16 protein-coding genes are annotated in these 19,941 nt (G+C 43.8%); 3 read left to right on the top strand and 13 right to left on the bottom strand.

Annotation, left to right across the window (positions count from 1 at the left end; translation table 11 throughout):
• Nucleotides 1-565: 565 nt before the first annotated feature.
• The 12 genes from lysS to pth form a co-directional block, all read right to left on the bottom strand.
• Nucleotides 566-2,065 (bottom strand): lysine--tRNA ligase, encoded by a 1,500-nt coding sequence (gene lysS, locus C5Z26_RS09955; RefSeq protein WP_105449808.1) that lies wholly within the window; start codon nt 2,063-2,065, stop codon nt 566-568.
• A gap of 110 nt (nt 2,066-2,175) precedes the next feature.
• Nucleotides 2,176-3,177 (bottom strand): tRNA dihydrouridine synthase DusB, encoded by a 1,002-nt coding sequence (gene dusB / locus C5Z26_RS09950; protein WP_105449807.1) that lies wholly within the window; start codon nt 3,175-3,177, stop codon nt 2,176-2,178.
• A 30-nt stretch (nt 3,178-3,207) separates the two neighbouring features.
• Nucleotides 3,208-4,092, bottom strand: coding sequence for an Hsp33 family molecular chaperone HslO (gene hslO, locus C5Z26_RS09945; protein ID WP_105449806.1), 885 nt, complete (start codon nt 4,090-4,092; stop codon nt 3,208-3,210).
• 93 nt (nt 4,093-4,185) lie between these two features.
• The gene (gene ftsH / locus C5Z26_RS09940) at nt 4,186-6,342 is read right to left on the bottom strand and encodes an ATP-dependent zinc metalloprotease FtsH (protein WP_105449805.1); all 2,157 of its coding nucleotides are present in this window, start codon (nt 6,340-6,342) and stop codon (nt 4,186-4,188) included.
• 96 nt (nt 6,343-6,438) lie between these two features.
• On the bottom strand, nt 6,439-6,981 hold the full coding sequence (gene hpt / locus C5Z26_RS09935) for a hypoxanthine phosphoribosyltransferase (RefSeq protein ID WP_105449804.1): 543 nt from the start codon (nt 6,979-6,981) through the stop codon (nt 6,439-6,441).
• Complete coding sequence (tilS, locus tag C5Z26_RS09930) at nt 6,978-8,354, bottom strand: tRNA lysidine(34) synthetase TilS (protein WP_105449803.1); 1,377 nt, start codon at nt 8,352-8,354, stop codon at nt 6,978-6,980. The genes hpt and tilS overlap by 4 nt, the downstream gene beginning before the upstream one ends.
• Before the next feature lie 134 nt (nt 8,355-8,488).
• The gene (locus C5Z26_RS09925) at nt 8,489-9,022 is read right to left on the bottom strand and encodes a S1 domain-containing RNA-binding protein (RefSeq protein WP_105449802.1); all 534 of its coding nucleotides are present in this window, start codon (nt 9,020-9,022) and stop codon (nt 8,489-8,491) included.
• Between the two features lie 124 nt (nt 9,023-9,146).
• Complete coding sequence (locus C5Z26_RS09920; protein WP_105449801.1) at nt 9,147-9,545, bottom strand: FtsB family cell division protein; 399 nt, start codon at nt 9,543-9,545, stop codon at nt 9,147-9,149.
• A gap of 132 nt (nt 9,546-9,677) precedes the next feature.
• Complete coding sequence (locus C5Z26_RS09915; protein WP_199774952.1) at nt 9,678-9,959, bottom strand: RNA-binding S4 domain-containing protein; 282 nt, start codon at nt 9,957-9,959, stop codon at nt 9,678-9,680.
• 2 nt (nt 9,960-9,961) lie between these two features.
• A complete protein-coding gene (locus tag C5Z26_RS09910) occupies nt 9,962-11,566 on the bottom strand; it encodes a polysaccharide biosynthesis protein (protein ID WP_105449799.1) in 1,605 nt (534 codons plus the stop codon).
• A 21-nt stretch (nt 11,567-11,587) separates the two neighbouring features.
• Entirely contained in the window at nt 11,588-15,115 is a 3,528-nt protein-coding gene (gene mfd, locus C5Z26_RS09905; RefSeq protein ID WP_105449798.1) for a transcription-repair coupling factor, read from the bottom strand.
• A gap of 16 nt (nt 15,116-15,131) precedes the next feature.
• A complete protein-coding gene (gene pth / locus C5Z26_RS09900) occupies nt 15,132-15,689 on the bottom strand; it encodes an aminoacyl-tRNA hydrolase (RefSeq protein ID WP_105449797.1) in 558 nt (185 codons plus the stop codon).
• 323 nt (nt 15,690-16,012) lie between these two features.
• On the opposite strand from pth, the gene C5Z26_RS09895 reads away from it, so the two are divergent.
• From C5Z26_RS09895 to cbpA, 3 genes are all read left to right on the top strand, one after another.
• Nucleotides 16,013-16,975, top strand: a complete 963-nt coding sequence (locus C5Z26_RS09895) for an L-lactate dehydrogenase (RefSeq protein WP_105449796.1) — start codon at nt 16,013-16,015, stop codon at nt 16,973-16,975.
• Between the two features lie 157 nt (nt 16,976-17,132).
• Nucleotides 17,133-18,527, top strand: coding sequence for a L,D-transpeptidase family protein (locus C5Z26_RS09890; RefSeq protein WP_105449795.1), 1,395 nt, complete (start codon nt 17,133-17,135; stop codon nt 18,525-18,527).
• A gap of 148 nt (nt 18,528-18,675) precedes the next feature.
• Nucleotides 18,676-19,314, top strand: a complete 639-nt coding sequence (gene cbpA / locus C5Z26_RS09885) for a cyclic di-AMP binding protein CbpA (protein ID WP_105449794.1) — start codon at nt 18,676-18,678, stop codon at nt 19,312-19,314.
• Nucleotides 19,315-19,481: 167 nt separating this feature from the next.
• Here cbpA and C5Z26_RS09880 read toward each other — a convergent pair whose 3' ends face one another.
• The gene (locus C5Z26_RS09880) at nt 19,482-19,772 is read right to left on the bottom strand and encodes a bacteriocin immunity family protein (protein ID WP_105449793.1); all 291 of its coding nucleotides are present in this window, start codon (nt 19,770-19,772) and stop codon (nt 19,482-19,484) included.
• Nucleotides 19,773-19,941: the final 169 nt, after the last annotated feature.

Genomic DNA, 19,941 nt, shown 5'->3' with positions numbered 1-19,941 from the left:
TACGAATTGACTTCGCAAATGTTTGCTACCAATTCAAGAATTGATAGACCCTATACATTTGATTTGTCGAAACTTTGTTCAGTTTTCAAAGGTCTAATTCGTTGGTTGATTACCTCAACGCAACTTAATCATCATATCAAGTGGCAAACCATTTGTCAACCACTTTTTATAATTCTTTTTTCGTTGAAGGCTTGCGGCTAACCGCTTTGTGCGCCTCAACAACGTATATAAATTTACCAATTTTCACGCTTAATTGCAAGCCCTAAATTGATAAAATAACCAGTCAATATTACCATGTTTAACCCAACACGAATCCATTGTACGGATATATCACCTGTGCAGACCAATCAAACTGTTATCCGCCGTTTCAAACTCAATAATCTTAATATTTAAAACGTCGTCAGCTGGTAATGTTCGTTTTAAAAAAGTTCAGTTTTTTTAAAAAAAGTTCCTTTTTAACTGAATTTCCACGTAAAACCGGCTCAACACGACCGTTTTCCTCGCTCACTATAAAAAAAACTAGTGCCAAAATTACCGCAGTAATTTCAGAACTAGTTTCAAATTATTAGTTATCTTCTTCTGGACGCATCGTTGGGAACAACAAAACATCACGAATTGAATCAGCATCCGTCATTAACATGACTAACCGATCAATCCCAATACCAAGACCACCCGTTGGAGGCATCCCGTATTCCAAAGCTTCGACGAAATCTTCGTCAATTTGTTCAGCTTCATCATTACCAGCAGTTCGTTCTGCAGCCTGAGCTTCAAAACGTTGGCGCTGATCAATCGGATCGTTCAATTCACTAAAGGCATTTGCATATTCATTACCTAAAATGAATAGTTCAAACCGATCTGTAAAGCGTGGATCTTTTTCATTTTTCTTCGCTAATGGTGAGATTTCCACTGGATGCCCATAAATAAAGGTTGGTTCATTTAGCGTATCTTCCACGAACTCTTCAAAGAAAGCATTAATGATATGACCAACTGTCCAGTAGCTTTCGTACTTAACATGATGTTCATCTGCTAACTTCTGTGCGGCGTCCAAAGTCATTGGTTGCCAGAAGTCAATCCCAGTCTGCGCCTTAATGGCATCCACCATATGCACGCGCTTAAACGGTTGGTTCAAGTCTACCTGCTGGTCATGATACGTAATAATGCCATCATCAGTTACCGCCTTAGCCGCGGCTTTAAAAATTCCTTCAGTTTCATCCATCACGTCATGGAAGTCAAAATAGGCCACATAAGTTTCCATCATGGTAAATTCAGGATTATGTTCACGGTCCATCCCTTCATTCCGGAAAACACGACCAATTTCATAGACCTTTTCCATCCCACCAACGATTAAACGCTTGAGGTGTAATTCTAAGGCAATCCGCAAGTACAAATCAATGTTCAAAGCATTATGATGTGTAATAAATGGTCGCGCTGCTGCACCACCAGCTTGATTATGCAACATTGGGGTTTCAACTTCAGTAAAGCCTTGACCATCCAAATGATGCCGAATTGCAGAAATGATTTTGGTCCGCTTCAAGAAACGATCAAAACTATCACGATTCGAAATCAAGTCTAAATACCGTTGCCGATAGATTTGTTCCACATTCTGTAGTCCGTGGAACTTGTCTGGTAGTGGTCGTAACGCCTTAGACAAGAACGTTAAACCAGTGACCTTTAAAGTTAATTCACCAAAATCAGTCTTGAAGACTTCCCCAGTGATACCTAAGAAGTCCCCAATGTCAGCACGTTTAAAAACATGATACACGTCTTCGCCAACAACATCTTTACGAATATACAATTGCATCTTACCGGAACGATCCCAAAGGTCAGCAAAGGCAACTTTACCTTTGCCCCGTTTAGCTAACATCCGGCCGGCAATGGTCGCAGTGGCTTTTTGTTCATCTAAGGTTTCTTTATCAATATCACCATATTTGTCTTTTAAATCCCGGGCCAAATCAGTCCGTTCAAAACGATGACCAAAGGGGTCAATCCCCGCTTCACGTAATTCATCCATTTTATCGCGACGAACCTTAAGTTGATCATTCATCGTTTGCTCTTGTCGTGCCACTAGTCTTCCTCCATTTCCAGTTAACAACATCGTTTACCGCTGTCGCTAGCCATTCACTACAATGTTAATTTTGACAATTAGACTGCAAAAAAGCAAGTTAATTCTGCATTTTACGGTTTAGTTGCCAAATAAGTTGCGGTTTGGTCCATAAATTGGTCAATAATCGTCGTCATCTTAGTCGCATCATCCGTTGCCATCAAAGCAACTTTAGTTCGGGTCGACCGGGGAATTCCTTTTAGGTAGTATGGCACTTGCCCGCGGAACTCTTGACATCCCTCGTGTTCACCCTTTAGTGCGACTAAACGTTGTAAATGGGCCTTGGCTAACGTCATCTTTGCCAATGGCGTTGGTGCTGGTAATAACTTTCCCGTTGCTAAATAATGCGTTGTTTGGTGTAACATCCAAGGATTACCTTCAACCGCGCGACCAATCATAACTGCATCTGCACCAACTTCGGTTAGCATCCGCTGTGCATCCTGTGGGGTCTTAACATCCCCATTGCCCATAAACGGAATTGTCAGTTGCGCCGCTACCTGTCGTAAAAGGTCCCAGTCAGCAGTCCCACGATAGCCTTGCTGCCGTGTACGCCCATGCATGGCAATTGCAGCGGCACCAGCGCGTTCCGCCGCTAATGCATTTTCAATCGCATTGCAATGGTCTGCATCCCAACCGGTCCGCATTTTAACGGTAACTGGTTTATGGACTACTGCCGTGACCGCTGCAACCATTTCGTAAACCTTAGCTGAATCTAATAACCATTTAGCGCCAGCATCCGTCTTCACAACCTTATTCACTGGACATCCCATATTGATATCAATAATATCAGCATTAGTCTGTTGATCCACAAATTTAGCCGCTTGCACCAGTGTCGCTTGGGACCCGCCATAGATTTGAATACTCATCGGATGTTCTTTAGGATCGACGAACATCATCGCCAATGTTTTTTGATTATGATACATGATACCCCGATCAGAAATCATCTCACAAACCACTAGGCCAGCGCCGAAATCTTTACAAATCACGCGAAAAGCAGCATTAGTAACCCCAGCCATAGGCGCTACGACCACGCGGTTTTTAATCGGGACATTACCAATTTTCCAAGCTGCCGTCATCTACCATCACTCCTATTCAATACACATGACCTAGGCTTGACCGTGTGATCGCGATAATACTGTCTGTAACTCAGCTTCAGTAAAGTGGTACTGGTTACCACAGAAATGACAGACCGCTTCTGCCCCATGATCTTCATCAATCATCGCTTGAACTTCATGTTTCGGCAACGCCATCAAAGATTCGCCAAACCGTTCTTTAGAGCAATCACACGCAAACTTAACTGGCATCTGATCAAGCACTTTAACATCATCAAACAGCGCTTTTAAAATATCTTGCGGTGTTTTACCCGTCCGTAATAATTGCGAGACCAATGGCAATTCTTTGAGCTTACGTTCTAAATCACTAATGGCTTCATCCGTGGCACCAGGTAAAACTTGCACTAAAAAGCCCCCGGCCACTTCAATCGTATTATCTTCATTAACAAAAACTGATAAGCCCACCGCCGACGGAATTTGTTCAGACTGTGCCAGATAATACGTAAAGTCTTCGCCTAATTCACCGGACACTAATGGCACTTGCCCCGTAAATGGATCGCCCACGCCTTGACTCTTAGTGATGGCCAAAAAACCGGTCGACCCGACTGCCGCTTTGACATCGATCTTATGCTGGGCGTTTAAAGGGAGGTGTACGTGTGGATGTTGTAAGTAACCTTTAACCGTACCATTTGCATTACCATCAATCACAATACCACCCACAGGACCATTCCCGTTAATTTTAACGGTCATCGTCTCGTCACCTTTTAATCCAGCCGAGGCCAATAGTAGCGTTCCAACCAGACTCCGGCCCAACGCTGCCGAAGCAGCACTCCACGTGTCATGGCGTTGCTGCGCTTCAGCAACCACGCCGGTCGCATTTACCGCATACGCGCGAAACATGTCGTTACCAGCTATACTTTTAACTAAATAATCTTCCATCAATATGCTCCTATCTCGTATTTAATAGTCCGATTAATAATACCGCATAAAAAGAGCCGAGACAAAGTCTCGGCTCTTTCAAACAAATTTAAGTTAAGCTTGACTCCCAGAATCATCCTGAGATGACGCTGAACTAGTCGTACTCGTCGCACTAGCACTTGAACTAGCTTCAGCATCTGCTGAATCTGGTGTTGTCGCTTGTTGCGATTCACTTGGGAAAGTTGGTTCAGTCTTAGCATCCGTATCGTCAGTTTGACCAGCCGCTTGCTTTTCAGCTTCTCGGCGTTCCAATTCACGTTTGGATTCTTCAAAGGTTGCCGCTTTTTCACTAGGAAATTCGTTGCCACCCTTGGCAGGCATTTCCCCAGTCTTAAACAAACTGAGAATTTGCTTTTCATCCAATGTTTCATACTTCAGCAAGGCTTCTGCAATCACCTTGTGTTGTTCACGATGGCTCTGGATGATGTCTGTTGCAGTCTGATGAGCTTCCTCAGCCAAGCCACGAATTTCATCATCAATGAGTTGCGCCGTATGTTGTGAAAAGGCACTAGAACCCATGCCTTGTTGGTAAGCAGCTTGCTGGTTAGCATTTTCTAACTCAACTGGGCCGAGCTTTTTGCTCATCCCATATTGAGTGACCATTGCCCGGGCAATTTGAGTTGCTTGTTCAAAGTCATTAGAAGCTCCGGATGACTGTGCATCGAAGATTAACTCTTCAGCGGCACGACCACCCATTAAACCAGCCATCTGTTCCTTGGCATCACGTTTCGACATTAACATCTGATCTTCCCGTGGTAACATGATGGCGTAACCGCCAGCACGACCCCGAGGGACAATCGTAACTTTGTGCACGACCCGTGCGTCATTTAAGACTAAGCCAACAATCGTATGACCAGCTTCATGGTAAGCCACGGTTTCCCGTTCATGCTTGCTAACCACTCGGTCATGCTTGGCAGGACCAGCAATGACTCGGTCTTCAGCTTCGTCTAAATCAGTTGCTTCAACCTGTTTCTTATTGCGTCGGGCAGCCAATAAAGCCGCTTCATTCAATAAGTTTTCCAAGTCAGCCCCAACAAAACCAGGCGTTTGCTTAGCGATTTCTTTCAAATCAACATCTGCAGCTAATGGTTTATTCTTTGCGTGGACTTTCAAAATCGCTTCACGGCCTTTGACATCTGGACGACCAACTAAGATCTTCCGGTCAAATCGACCTGGACGCAATAAAGCAGGGTCCAAAACATCAGAACGGTTAGTTGCTGCCATAACGATAACACCTTCGTTACCCGTGAATCCATCCATTTCAACCAATAATTGGTTCAAGGTTTGTTCACGTTCGTCATGACCGCCACCGCCCATACTACCACCACGTTGACGACCAACGGCATCAATTTCATCAATAAAGATGATTGATGGCGCATTCTTCTTAGCTTGATCAAACAAGTCTCGAACTCGACTAGCCCCAACCCCGACGAACATTTCGACGAAGTCTGAACCAGAGATTGAGAAGAATGGCACGCCCGCTTCACCGGCAACCGCTTTAGCAAGTAAGGTTTTACCAGTACCAGGAGGTCCTTCCAGGAGTACCCCTGATGGAATCCGAGCACCTAACGACACAAACTTGCGCGGATCTTTCAAGAATTCGACCACTTCGACCAATTCTTGCTTTTCTTCTTCTTCACCAGCAACATCTGAGAAACGAATTTTGTTTTGTTTACTATCGGCTGGTTTTGCCTTCGTCTTACCAAAATTCATCACCCGGTTGTTCCCGCCGCCTTGACCAGCTTGTCCCATCATCATATAGAATAGGAATACAAACAAGATCAATGGCGCGATATACATCAATAACGTGACCCAAATACCGCTAGATTCTTCAGCTTTTGCGGTTAACTTAACATTCTTTTTAGTCGCTAACTTAGATACTTGATCGACCGTCGAATTATTCTCCAACATGGTTGTGGTAAACGAGGTTGTCTTTGAAGACGAACTCGTAATCCCTAACGCATTGGTTGAAGAAACCTTGCGGGCTTTCCGATACTGACCAGTAACCTTGTAAACGCCACCACTAGGCTGAATACTAACATTTTTCACGTTATTCTTGTCTAATTGTTTGACAAATTCGCTATAGCGAATATTTTGAGTTTGGGAGCTGGAATTATTACCAAAGAAAAAGTAAATAATCCCCATCAAGCTTAGAAAAATCAAAATATAAAATAAGCTATTACGAAAGAGTCCGTTGCGTCGATTGTTCATATGGGCCTCCTTCATCGAAACTTTTATATACTGTTAAAAGCACGGTACTATACTTCGATAGTTTAAATAATAGCACATTTGACTATCATTGACCAATTATTTATGCTCGTAAATCGCTGGTTTTAAAATTCCAACATACGGTAAGTTTCGGTACCGTTCCGCATAGTCCAAACCATACCCGACCACAAATTCATTTGGGACTTCAAACCCAATATAATCGGCTTTAATATCAACTAAACGACCGGCTGGTTTATCTAATAACGTACAAACTTTAACCGAATTAGCTGATCGTCGCTTCAATAGATCCGTTAAAAATTTCAAGGTCCGGCCAGTATCAATAATGTCTTCAATGACCAAAATATCACGACCAGCAACCTCAACATCCAAATCCTTGGTCAGTTGGACTTCCCCACTGGAGACAGTCTCACTGCCATAACTGGACAAATTAATGAAATCTAAATCCGCATACACATCCATTTCACGGATAACATCCGTGGTAAATAAGACGGCACCCTTGAGTACACAAATAATCAATGGATTTTTACCCGCATATTCAGCGGTTAGGGTTTGACCCAATTTCTGCGCAACTTCGTGGATATCTTCGCGACTATACAGTACTCGTTCAATGTCGTTGTTCATCGTTTCAGATGTACTCCTTTCAACTCCGTATGTTTTAAGGCTAAAAATACTGTTTGGTGACCAACATCTGGCGCCCGGTAACTGAACTTGTGCCCAACTAGCCACAAGACAGTCCCTGATGCCGTGACCAGCACCATCACCGTCGATCGCTGGGCCACAGGGACCTTTTGATCAATTAAAATTCGCCGGACAGACTGATGACCATGCCCTTTCAAAGCTAAACGATCATCACTTTGCCAACGGCGAAATGTCAACGGCCAATCACTTGCTTGTAACCGAAATGGTTGTGCCGTCGAATTTGGTGCTTGCTGAAAGACGCCCGCAGTTTGCCAATCAGTAATTTTCTGCCATTGGTCTAAGTCTACCATAATTTTTTCAGAGGGCATTAACTTTTTATCCCTTTTTTTTAAGGGACGAACCTCAGCCAGATTACCGGCTTTGACCAACATGACGGTGGCACTTAACTGGACGGTGCCCGTCGGTTGCTGCGAGTTTTTTAACCACTGATAATAGGGTTGCAGTTTTATTGCGCTTAATCGGACTGCAGCTTGCTGTTCGAGCCAAGCTTGTAACACCACTAACCGCCATTGACTGGGGAGTTGTTGTAAGGCCGGTAACCGCAATTGTTGGGTGGCAGTTAGCACCGTTGGTAATAAGACAGTCACCATTTGAGCTTGCGCTGATAAGACCGTTTGTAACTGGGTTTCGTAGCTAGCCACATGCGTCAGTAACGCCGAATTAACCGCCGTTAGTTCTGGCACAACCCGGTGACGGACGCGATTGCGAGTGAGTTGAACATCCGTATTCGTGGCATCCTCAAAATAAGGCACTTGTTGGGTTGTCGCATAGTCGCGTAAGGCTTGTTTCGACCAGTCTAATAACGGCCGTACCAAGTGTCCTACCCCCAAAGGTCGGGTTGCTTGAATTCCCACTAATTGCGCTAAGTCGCCGCCCCGAGCCAACTTCATCAAGTAAGTTTCCACCTGATCATTAGCATGATGGGCAGTTAACACGGTTTTAGCACCAGTCGCCTGCATCACTTGGGTAAAAAAATCATACCTAAATTGACGAGCAGCGGCTTCAATCCCATGGGTGGGGTGTGCCGCTAGTGGCCAATCAGCGAGCTTTAAGACTAACTGCCGTTGCTGACAATAGGTGGTGATAAAGTCGGCCTCAGTGACACTTTGAGCCCGTAAATGATGATTAACGTGGGCCACGATTAAGCGTGGCCGTTGGTGCAGTGGAATTTGTTGTAATAACGTCAATAAGACCATCGAATCAACACCCGTCGAGACCGCCACCACGACCGTTGCTGCTGGCGTCAATAACTTTTGTTGTGCCAACTGACGATTAAATTGTTGAATTAAGGTCATGGCCTACCTCCCTTTTGATGATTAAGCGACAAAAAAAGCCCATGCTCGACAAGGACTGTCTCACACGAGCTTTAGTTTTTAGCTAGATTAATGGCACCAATAAGCTGGTACCGGCCACTAGCAGTTAGCACTGCTTAGCTACGCCGGCCACCACGACCGCCACGTTTACCCTCAGTATTACGCTTCAAGGTTGATAAACGGTCTTCGCTATCTTTTAAGAAACCAGACATTAATGAATCAAAGTCTTGCTTCTTAGGTTCATGTTGCCGTGATTGGAAACGACCACCGCCGTTGCCACCACGACTATGAAAATTATTGGGCCGATCACGCCGGTTGCCACCATTACTTTGGTGCTCACTGTGGTCAGAACGGCCATGATTATTGCTTTGATGACTATTATTATGGTCATGATGGTCGGCTTCACCCTGAGGATGATCAACAGCCTTACGAATTGACAGACCAATCTTGCCATCATTACCAACTGATAACACTTTGACAGTCACGTCATCGCCAACACTTAAAACATCGTGGATGTCTTTAACGAATCCATCAGAAACTTCACTGATATGCACCAGCCCCGTTTGATTGTTTCCCAAGTTCACGAATGCACCAAAATTGGTGATTCCTGATACTTTACCAGTGACTTTCGTACCTACTTCAATTGCCATAAAAAAAGTTGTTCCTCCTATGAAATAATGGTTTTAGTATAGCATACTTTGTGAAACGCTGAGTTAAATTTTTAATGACCTGTTTTAAAATGGTCTACCTATAAACAGTCAGTCAAAATCCCGTCTAATTAGCAGTTACGTCCGCCGCATTATCATTTGGTAAGCTATAAACCGTCTCGCCACTCTTCGTATAATCGTATTTCGAACGCAATAATTTTTGTAAGTAATCTTTATTATTGAGTTGCTTGATCTGCGTCTTATACGCCGCATGCTTCGTTTGCACGTGCTTCAACTTAACTTGACTAGTCGCAACCTGGCGATTGACCTGATGTAAGCTTGCACGAGTATTGATCAGTTGGTAACCGAAAAATAACACTAACGCCCCAAAAATAGCCACAATCCCAACAAACCGACGCCGGCGAACCTGACTACGACGCTGTTCATAGCTCAGCTTATTCGTCGCAACCTGACGTGAAAAATCATTATTTAACTTTTTGACCTTACTTCGTGACCCATTCGTCATGTTGTCCCAGTCCTTTCAAATTGAATTGACTAAATTATAACAAGTTCAACCAGCGGTGTAAACGACATCATTACGATTAGACCAATGTTTATGGCGATTTTTTTGAACTAAAGCCATTTACCACCCTAGCCGTTAATCGCTAAAAGGTTGCCGAAAATCTGTCTTATAGTCTTCGCTAATGATGTCATACATTAATTCAGCATCATTTTTCTTAGTTGTTTCTAGTAATTGGGTAATTTTGACCGTCAATGTCTTGTTTCCAAAACCAATAATCAACGTATCATCAACGTTAACATTCGATGATGATTTGCCAACCTTGCCATTAATTTGAATACGACCTTTATCCGCAATTTCTTTTGCGACTGACCGCCGTTTTATAATTCGTGAAACCTTTAAAAATTTATCTAAACGCATACTCATGAATGATGTTCCTTTCCTTGTGCGACTAATTTAATCAGTTTTTTACCATAAGGGAGCACGAGCCATTCGCGGATCGTGAAGAGTCGGGCACCCACTGCACCAGCCACAAAGACCACGACGCCAACTACAACCCCAGCTAGCGTAATCAGCCCCGCAATTCCACGATTATTCGCCATCGCTGGACCGACCAATGCCCGTACTTCATGACTGGTCAACAAGACCACGATGCCCATTAGGCCACTCACGGCGAGTAACTTAATGAGATAACCACTTTCGACTAACACTTGACGCAAGTCTTCAGGTGAACCTAACCACATAATGCCAAACATCACCGCTAAGCTGGCGACCGTTGTCAAACTCGCACCGTTAATCCCAAAATGAACGACCATGAGATAATTCAAGCCAATCTTAGTCGCTAAGCCACCAATAATACCAATAATCATCGCCGTATATTGATCCAAGCTTTGTAAGACACTCGTATAAGTCGTAATGAGCGCCGCAAATAAAATACTAACGACATAGACTCTTAACGCAGTGGTCCCAGCGACTGATCCAAATAACAAATGATTGATTTGCGGCATTAACGCCACTAAGCCCACCGTTGCTGCCATCGACAATGCCAAGCTGACATGCACCATAGCACGGGTATGCCGCTTGAATTCGATAAATTGTCGCTTGGCTAACGCGGCGGTTAAAGCTGGCAACAAGGTCGCTGAAAACGAGGTCGCAATCACTAGGCCTAATTGAACCAGCGGTTGACCGCGGTCGTAAACGCCCTTAATGCCCTTGGCAATCTCAATCGGTTGTCCTTGGCGCACCAAGCCTCGCATGACGGAGAAAGAATCAATTAATTGTAACAAAATAACAACGGCTGCTACCAGACAAAGGGTTCCACCTTCAACTATGAATCGTTTCGTCAATACCCGATAACTGGATAATGGTCGGGTGGCTACCGGCGCTGGCGCTAATAATTGCCGTAACCCGAAGCTTAGAAAAATCAAGGATGAACAAAATGCAGCAATCGCCGCCGAGCTCATGGCCCACGTTCCCATGTGATAATCATCCCAACCACGATGGAGGCCAAAGTAAGCTGCCATAATAATGACGCCCACGCGGACAAACTGTTCAATCAATTGCGAAACCGCCGTCGGTCCCATCAAAAACTTACCTTGGTAGTAACCACGCCCAGTCGCTAACCACGGCATAAAGAGAAACATCCAGGCTACCGAGCGAATGATTGGGGCCAATAGCCCATCGCCCATCCGCACAGCTAACCAATTGGATCCCAGTTGCAAGCCAAAGAACAAGATTAATGATAACCCGCTCAAAATTTGAAACGCCCGCCGTGTGATTAATGACTTACTCGCTTCATCCGGTTGTTCGGCAACTAATTTTGAAATAAAAGTTGGAAATCCCGTTAACGCAAAGGTCATCCCGATACCATAAATCGGATAAATCTGCTGATACACGTAAAAACCAGTGTTACCAACCATGTTTTGAAACGGAATCCGGTAAACTGCGCTTAAAATCTTAGCAACTAACGATGATACCGATAAGATTAACGCCCCTCGAAACATGGTATTCAAATGATCTTTTGGCATAACAATTCCCTTCTACCGCAATTACTTGCTTGGTTCAGTGACCGGAGTCAGTAACACAGTCCCTAATTGTTGGACAAACAAGGTTAACTGTTCCAACCAGTCGGCCACCTGCATTTTAGGCTGAATGACTAATTTAACTTTCATTTTATCATCATCAATCCCGACTGTCGCTCGTAATTTGGTTTTTGCTAAGGCTTTAAAGATATCTTTAGTATCTAGTTTCGTGGTTCCAACCTGTGATAACGTCAATTGTAAATCATTATCGACGCGTTGAATTTTTTCAATCAAGGCCTCATCAGCCAGCATTTTCAACTTGCCAACGGCCAATAAACCCGCGACTTCAGTAGGATAGTCGCCGAATCGATCAATTAAATCTGCTTGAACTTCCAAATATTGATCGTTATTTTCCAACTGGCGAATCCGTTTATAAATTTCAATTTTTTGCCGTTCATCTTCAATATAAGTGGTTGGTAAATAGGCCTCGATGCCCAATTCAATCGTCGCATCCGTCTTAGCTTTGATGGTTTGACCGCGTTTCTTCGCCACTGCTTCTGATAACATCTGCGTATATAAATCATACCCGACGGAATCAATAAAGCCATGTTGCTGCTTACCTAGTAAGTTACCAGCCCCACGAATAGACAAATCACGCATTGCAATTTTGAACCCTGACCCTAATTCGGTGAAATCCTTAATCGCTTGTAATCTTTTCTCGCCCACTTCAGTCAACACTTTATTCTGTTGATAAGTGAAGTATGAATAAGCGACCCGACTACTCCGTCCAATCCGACCACGTAATTGATACAGTTGTGATAAGCCCATGTGATCCGCATTTTCAACGAATAACGTGTTCACATTCGGAATATCGACCCCGGTTTCAATAATCGTCGTAGTCACTAAGACATCATATTCTCCCCGAATAAAGTCATATAAAATTCCTTCTAATTGTGACTCTGGCATTTGCCCGTCAATATGGGCAACCGCTGCTGTTGGCACCAAATCCTTGATTTGTGCGACCACTTTATCAATATCATGCACCCGATTATGCAAGTAAAAGACTTGTCCATTACGTTGCATTTCGCGTTCAATACCTTCTTTGATGACGCCATAATTTTGTTCCATGACGTAAGTCTGAATCGGATAACGGTTCGTCGGTGGTGTCTCCATCACCGATAAATCCCGAACACCGAGCATTGACATGTGCAACGTCCGGGGAATCGGCGTTGCGGTTAAAGTCAAAACATCCACATTTGATTTCAATGCTTTGAGCCGTTCCTTATGTTTCACACCAAAACGCTGTTCTTCATCGACAATCAATAAGCCCAAGTCAGCAAAGTTCACATCTTTTGACAATAGACGATGGGTGCCGACCACAATATCTAGTTCACCATCTTTTAATTGCTTAATCGTGGCTTTCATTTCTTTGCCGGTCCGAAAACGTGACAACATCCCCACATTCACTGGATAACCTTCAAAACGATTCAACATCGTCTCGTAATGTTGTTGCGCCAAAATTGTTGTTGGCACCAAGAATGCCACCTGTTTTCCAGCTTCAATGGCTTTGAAAGCCGCTCGCAAGGCAACTTCTGTCTTCCCATACCCGACATCGCCAACAAGTAACCGATCCATTGGTTTAGGCCGCTCCATATCGTGCTTAATTTCAGCGATACTCCGGAGTTGGTCAGGTGTCTCCGGGTATGGAAAATCATTTTCAAAATCATCTTGGTAACTATCATCTGGTTGAAAGGCATACCCGACTTCAGCTTCTCGTTGCGCATAGAGTTCCACTAGTTCATCCGCAATGTCTTCAATTTTAGCCGCCACTTTACGCTTGGCTTTAGTCCACTCCGTCCCACCTAACTTATTTACATGGGGCGTCTTGGCTTCAGAAGACACGTACTTTTGAACGAGATTCAGCTGAGTCACCGGAATAAAGATCTTGGCATTATTCTGATACGCAATCGTAATGTAATCTTGATGGACCCCATCAACTTCCAGCGTCTGCATCCCCACATACTGGCCAATCCCATGGTTCACGTGCACCACATAGTCACCGGGTTTTAAATCCGTATAACTTTTTAATCGTTCAGCATTGGCTAACGTTTGTCGCCGCGGCCGTTTTTTAGGCACTTTCTTAAACATCTCTTGTTCGGTCACAATCACCAAGTGACCGTCGGGGAATTCAAAACCATTTTGTAAAGTTCCTTGAACAATTTGCACCACTCCGGGCTGCAGATTCTCCGCCTTCGTCATGGTTGCTTCAATCTCAAAATCGTCTAACGTATTGCTGACCTTAGTCAAGCGTTCAGCTTCTGACACCATTAAAACAACCGTTTGTTTGAGCTTGTGCCATCGGTCTAATTCGATTTTTAAAGTGGGTAACTGGCCGAAGAATTCTTGCATCGGTCGGGTTCGCACCGGGGTAACTTGTGACAATCGCACATTCCCAATACCTTTTTGAAATAACGACATTAAAACTTGCGCATGATGATCACTTTTCAGTAGGTCACGCATATCGTTACCATAATTAGCCGTCGATAAGACCCGGTGATGTGCGAGTTGATCGGTAATCCAATCAGCCTCAGTTTGTAATAACTGTTGCTCACTATCTAAAATCCGTGAATATTCATCAAAAATAATGACACCTGCAGCTGGCGCATAGTCAAAAATACTTGTTTTACTACCATAGAGGTATGCCCCATACAGTAACAAATCATTGCCAATCAACCCTTTACGCATATCAGCTAACGGTTGGGCCAAGTTAGCCGTCAAAGTTTGTTGATCCGCTGCGTCTAATCGTTTATTTTCCACTGCTAATGCTGCCGTTAAGCGGTCAGCCCCGGCGGTCATCATGGCTTGCGTCAAAATAAAATCGGTCGCCGGTAACACGGTAAACGTCTCCAAATTATCTACAGAACGTTGGGTCTCTGGATCAAAGTATTTTAATGTATCAATTTCAGTATCAAATAAATCTAACCGTAACGGATAATCAGCATCCAACGGATAGATATCAACAATGGATCCGCGCACCGCAAAATCGCCTGGTCGAGCAACCAATTTTTCCTTAATATAGCCCATATCGTGTAACTGGACTTGAAGCTGTTCTAAATCTATATCATGGCCCACTGTTAAAGTTAACGCCGCCGTTTTAAACGTTTGTACGGGCGGTAAAAACCGCCGTGCGCCTGAAACCGAGGTCACGACAATCACTGGTGTCGGACTTAACAAGGCCGCTAACGCTTGCACCCGTTGGGCCCGATACTCCGGCGAGCTCGTCGCTAACTCAGAGGCTAACATCTCTTCGGCTGGAAACAAATAGACTTGCTCATCCGCCAATAAACTAGTTAAATCATCCACCGTCTGGCTGGCATGAAAGAGATTATCCGTCACAATTAATACCGAATGCGTGAGTTGATGGAACAACGCACTGATATAGACGGTTCGTGCTGATCCATTCAGCCCGGTCACTAACTGGCGACTAGCCGGACTTAAACCAGCTAAAATCGTTTGAAAATCCGGGGTCTGCTCAACAATTGCTTCAATATCCATCGCAACTTTCCTCCTATTAATTGTACTGATTCATGAGTGTTGCAAAATCAGTCCCGGCTAACCACGCCTCAATCGCCGCCGCGGCTGTAACGCTAGCATCTGCCACTAATGGCTGTTGCGTTGGCGTGAACTTGCCAAGTACATAGTCGACGACACTCATCTTTTGCGGATGTTCAATACCCACTTTAACCCGCTTAAACGTTGGGTCTCCCACGTGGCTAAGGATGCTCTTAATCCCATTATGACCACCAGCTGAACCCTTTTGTTTCAAACGGACTTTTCCGACTGGTAAATCTAAGTCATCATGCACCACTAATAAATCTGGCGCTGCGAGCTGATAATACGTCATTAATGGCCCCACTGCCCGGCCAGAATCATTCATATAAGTGGATGGCTTAACTAGTAAGACTTTTTCACCATTAACAAAACCAGTCGCCACTTCTGCCTCAAATTTACTCGTTTTAAACGGTACTGCGAGCTGCTCGGCTAACTGATCAACGATCATAAACCCAACATTATGCCGCGTTTGGGCATACTTCGGCCCAATATTACCTAAACCAACTATCATTTTCATTTTAATTATTAACTCCAATATCCGTATTAACATGCAAAACAGGCCGAACCAGTGATAACCTGATTCGGCAACACTCCTTTGCAAGTGTCGATTAACGTTTTTAAGCACACCAATTAACGACTCACCACTGAATCGCTTAGCTGGACGCCCTTTTAGTGCAATTAGTATACCACAAACCCCGCCTTAACACCTCGTTCAAACGTTTCACCAAGCTGGATTGCAATTGGATTAGAAGCACGCTAAAATTAGCGACTTCTGATTATTAAACATGGTATACTCTAATCGTTGAAAAACAAATTTTCGTTATGAGAGGATGACTTATTTTGTCAAGCATGCCAAATCATCAAAAAGTTGTGCTAGTCGGTGACGGCGCAGTTGGTTCCAGCTACGCTTTTGCGATGGCCCAACAAGGAATTGCTGAAGAATTTGTAATTGTCGATGTCGCTAAAGATCGTACCAAAGGGGATGCCCTTGACCTTGAAGACGCCCAAGCTTTCACCGCTCCCAAGAAGATTTATTCTGGTGAATACTCAGATTGTCAAGACGCTGATTTAGTTGTCATTACCGCTGGTGCACCACAAAAACCCGGCGAATCACGATTAGACTTAGTTAACAAGAATCTAAATATTCTATCTTCAATTGTTAAACCCGTCGTTGACTCCGGTTTTGACGGTATCTTTTTAGTTGCCGCTAACCCAGTTGACATTTTGACTTATGCAACTTGGAAATTATCCGGTTTTCCAAAACACCGGGTAATTGGTTCTGGAACTTCCTTAGATTCCTCCCGTTTGCGAGTCGCTTTAGGCAAGCAATTCAATGTTGATCCCCGGTCCGTCGATGCTTATATCATGGGCGAACACGGTGATTCTGAATTTGCTGCTTACTCAACCGCCACTATTGGGACCCGACCAGTTAAAACGATTGCTAAAGAACAAGGCGTATCCGACGCTGACTTAGCCGCTTTAGAAGATGGTGTTCGTAACAAAGCTTACGATATCATCAACTTAAAGGGCGCAACGTTCTATGGGATTGGGACCGCCTTAATGCGGATTTCTAAAGCCATCTTACGTGATGAAAATGCGGTTCTACCCGTTGGTGCCTATATGGACGGCCAATACGGTTTGAATGACATTTATATTGGGACCCCCGCCGTCATTGGTGGGACTGGTTTGAAACAAATCATTGAATCCCCATTATCAGCTGACGAATTGGCTAAAATGCAAGCTTCTGCCGCTACTTTGAAAAAAGTTTTGACAGATGGCCTAGCAACACTTGAAAACAACTAATTAACTCGTAACAACCAGAGCTGTGACTGCGGTCATGGTTCTTTTTTTACGTCAAAATTTGCTAACCAAAGTAGGCGCCTAACTGGCTTCATATTTGCACTCCCCATTAAAATGTTATAAGGTGGGAACATTATTATGGACATGGAGGCCAATGTTAATGACATACAAACGTGGACTAATTATTGCTGGCAGTCTCGTCAGCTTGTTAGTCGTCGGGTACTTGGCAACAAGTTTGATCTGGCAACATCAACAAACTTTCTTAGCCAATACCCAAGTGGCCGGTGTCAACGTTAGTGGCAAGACCGCTGCGCAAGCCGCACCAAAAGTTAATGCGGCCCTTGAACACCGCACTTATCATATCGTTGAAAATCAGAAAAAAGTTTATACCTTTACTAGCAAAACTGCTGGTATGACCATCGACACTAAGTCGGAACTCACACAATTAATCACCAAACAAAATTATTGGCGCTGGCCATTAGCTTTAATGCAAACAGCACAAGCAGCCGATACGGCCAGTCTAGGTGCCTTAAATGTGACTAAGACGACGCTACACACCCTCACCACTAAAATTACGGCACAGGCCAATCAAACGAAGCGAACTCAAACCAAAAACGCTAAGTTAGTTTATAAAAATAACCAAGTTGCCATTCAGAAAGAAGTTCAAGGGACCGAAATTAGTACCCCGAAATTAAAACAAGTCCTGACACAGGCATTGCAGACGGGACAAACCAAGATTAATTTAAAAACAGCCTACGTTACCCCGACTGTCACTAGCACGAGCCAAACGCTAAAAACAGCACAGACAAAAACGCAAAAATACGCAAGTGAAACCATCACTTATAACATCAATGGTCACAAATTTACGGTGCCACATGACTTAATCTTAAGCTGGCTAAAAGTTGATCATAACGGGACCGTCACAATTGATCAAGCAGCCGTACTTACGTATGTTAAGCAACTTAACGAAAAATACCATACTTACCATACCACGCGGACTTTTAAGAGCACTAAGCGAGGAACGGTCAAAATTAGTGGTGGGTTCTACGGTTGGACCATTAAAACCGAGGCAGAAGCGAAAGCCTTAGCCAAGCAAGTCTTAGCGGGCAAAGACTTTACCCGCTCACCACTCATCAATGGTTCTGGCTATAACACCGATCAGACCGATATTGGTCACACGTATATCGAAGTTGATAAAGTCAACCAACATATGTGGGTCTATGTCGATGGCAAAGTCAAAGTTTCGACGGACGTTGTTACCGGGAAACCTGGTAAACATGCGACAACTACTGGTATCTGGGATGTTTGGAGTAAACAAAAAAATGCCACACTCAAAGGTGACAATGATGATGGCTCTAGCTATTCGCAACCGGTCACTTACTGGATGCCATTCGATGATACCGGTGAAGGCATTCATGATTCTGCTTGGCAGACTAAATATGGGGGCACTTGGTATAAAACCAATGGTTCTCACGGTTGCGTGAACACGCCACCCAGTGTCATGGCTAAAGTTTATGCAGCGGTTCCGGTTGGCACCCCCGTTGTCGTTTTCTAATTTAAATCTAATTTAAGAAGTCAGTCCGGTCACTTATCGGACTGGCCTTTTTTGATTCATGACTATCACACGGCGTATATTACTCCCCCACCAACCTGGCTTTTATGGTATGCTTTATTAAAATAAACTAATAATTGGGGGATTTATCATGTTATTAAAAACACTCGTTAAACCGAAAGAACGTTTAACTACGGTCACCGCCGACGCAACACTAGCGGAAGCGCTCCAAGTCTTAGAAGATTCTGGCTTCCGGTGTGTCCCAATCCTAGACGAAACCGGTCACATTTTCCGCGGTAACGTTTATAAAATGCACATCTATCGGCATAAATCACGTGGTGGTGATATGTCATTGCCAGTTACGGCGCTGTTAAAGAATGCCACCAAAACAATCCAAGTCGACGCTGCTTTTTACAATGTCTTCTTCTCAATTAAAGACTTACCTTACATCGCCGTTTTAGATGAACATGGTTATTTCTACGGCATCTTGACCCATACGCGGCTCCTCGACATGCTCTCACAATCTTGGAACGTCAACGTTGGCAGCTATGTTTTGACTGTCGTTTCAATTGGTGAACGGGGTGACTTAGCCGCCATGGCCAAGATCATCACGAAATACACCTCAATTGCTGGTTGTTTGACGCTAGATGTGCAAAGCGGCACGCTCGGTCATCGGACCTTATTCACCTTGCCAGAAGACGTTGATACGGAAAAACTCAAACGCATTACCGATAACTTGAATCGCAAACAATTTAAGGTGATTGAAGTGGAAGATTTACAAGCTGAATAATCCACACCATTATTAAAAAGCGCGAGACAAAAATCGACATGCAAAACAGTCATTGCAAGTTATGAATCCTTGCAATGACTGTTTTTTCGTTTGTCCCACGCTTTTTTCTAACATCTTGATTTAAAGCAATACTGACTAAAGTTTCCGCTTATTGTGCTTCAATTCGTTTAATCGAAATAAACCATCCCGCGCTTACCAGTGCCAAGATGTTGACGCGATAGTTCACTCAAAAATGGTACTAAAACTGGCGTTAATTCTTGCTTTAAAGCTAAATGGGCCAATTGTGATTCTAAGCTAGTTGCGACTTGTTCCTCATAGGTCCCCTTAGTTAGTTCCAGTTGTGACTGCGCTAGTAATTGCCGTTCAACCGCTGAAATACTTGGATCAGCACTTAGCTCTGTCAACTGCTTCAAACTATCCGTCTTAGCTCTTTGGTTCTTTTTTTGCTTTAAATTCATTAGTAACCACCCATCCTAACGACTTGATTACGAAAAGTTCACCCAATAATAGTTGCTCAACAACTAAATTCAGTATAAGCCTAATCAACATCGTACTCGCAATAACGACACCAACGTGCTAAATAACGACATTAACGTCAAAACAAAGTAACTTTTCGCGTTAATGTCT

It is taken from the genome of Lactobacillus sp. CBA3606 (assembly GCF_002970935.1).
GTDB lineage: Bacteria > Bacillota > Bacilli > Lactobacillales > Lactobacillaceae > Lactiplantibacillus.
Note: the sequence above shows the minus strand (reverse complement) of the source record. Positions and strands in the feature narration are given on the sequence as shown.

Excerpts from the sequence above, each read along its gene's own strand:
- dusB (WP_105449807.1), bottom strand. The coding sequence starts at position 3,177 with ATGACGGCAGCTTGGAAAATTGGTAATGTCCCGATTAAAAACCGCGTG.
- hslO (WP_105449806.1), bottom strand. The coding sequence starts at position 4,092 with ATGGAAGATTATTTAGTTAAAAGTATAGCTGGTAACGACATGTTTCGC.
- ftsH (WP_105449805.1), bottom strand. The coding sequence starts at position 6,342 with ATGAACAATCGACGCAACGGACTCTTTCGTAATAGCTTATTTTATATT.
- hpt (WP_105449804.1), bottom strand. The coding sequence starts at position 6,981 with ATGAACAACGACATTGAACGAGTACTGTATAGTCGCGAAGATATCCAC.
- tilS (WP_105449803.1), bottom strand. The coding sequence starts at position 8,354 with ATGACCTTAATTCAACAATTTAATCGTCAGTTGGCACAACAAAAGTTA.
- C5Z26_RS09925 (WP_105449802.1), bottom strand. The coding sequence starts at position 9,022 with ATGGCAATTGAAGTAGGTACGAAAGTCACTGGTAAAGTATCAGGAATC.
- C5Z26_RS09920 (WP_105449801.1), bottom strand. The coding sequence starts at position 9,545 with ATGACGAATGGGTCACGAAGTAAGGTCAAAAAGTTAAATAATGATTTT.
- C5Z26_RS09915 (WP_199774952.1), bottom strand. The coding sequence starts at position 9,959 with ATGCGTTTAGATAAATTTTTAAAGGTTTCACGAATTATAAAACGGCGG.
- C5Z26_RS09910 (WP_105449799.1), bottom strand. The coding sequence starts at position 11,566 with ATGCCAAAAGATCATTTGAATACCATGTTTCGAGGGGCGTTAATCTTA.
- mfd (WP_105449798.1), bottom strand. The coding sequence starts at position 15,115 with ATGGATATTGAAGCAATTGTTGAGCAGACCCCGGATTTTCAAACGATT.
- pth (WP_105449797.1), bottom strand. The coding sequence starts at position 15,689 with ATGAAAATGATAGTTGGTTTAGGTAATATTGGGCCGAAGTATGCCCAA.
- C5Z26_RS09890 (WP_105449795.1), top strand. The coding sequence starts at position 17,133 with ATGACATACAAACGTGGACTAATTATTGCTGGCAGTCTCGTCAGCTTG.
- cbpA (WP_105449794.1), top strand. The coding sequence starts at position 18,676 with ATGTTATTAAAAACACTCGTTAAACCGAAAGAACGTTTAACTACGGTC.
- C5Z26_RS09880 (WP_105449793.1), bottom strand. The coding sequence starts at position 19,772 with ATGAATTTAAAGCAAAAAAAGAACCAAAGAGCTAAGACGGATAGTTTG.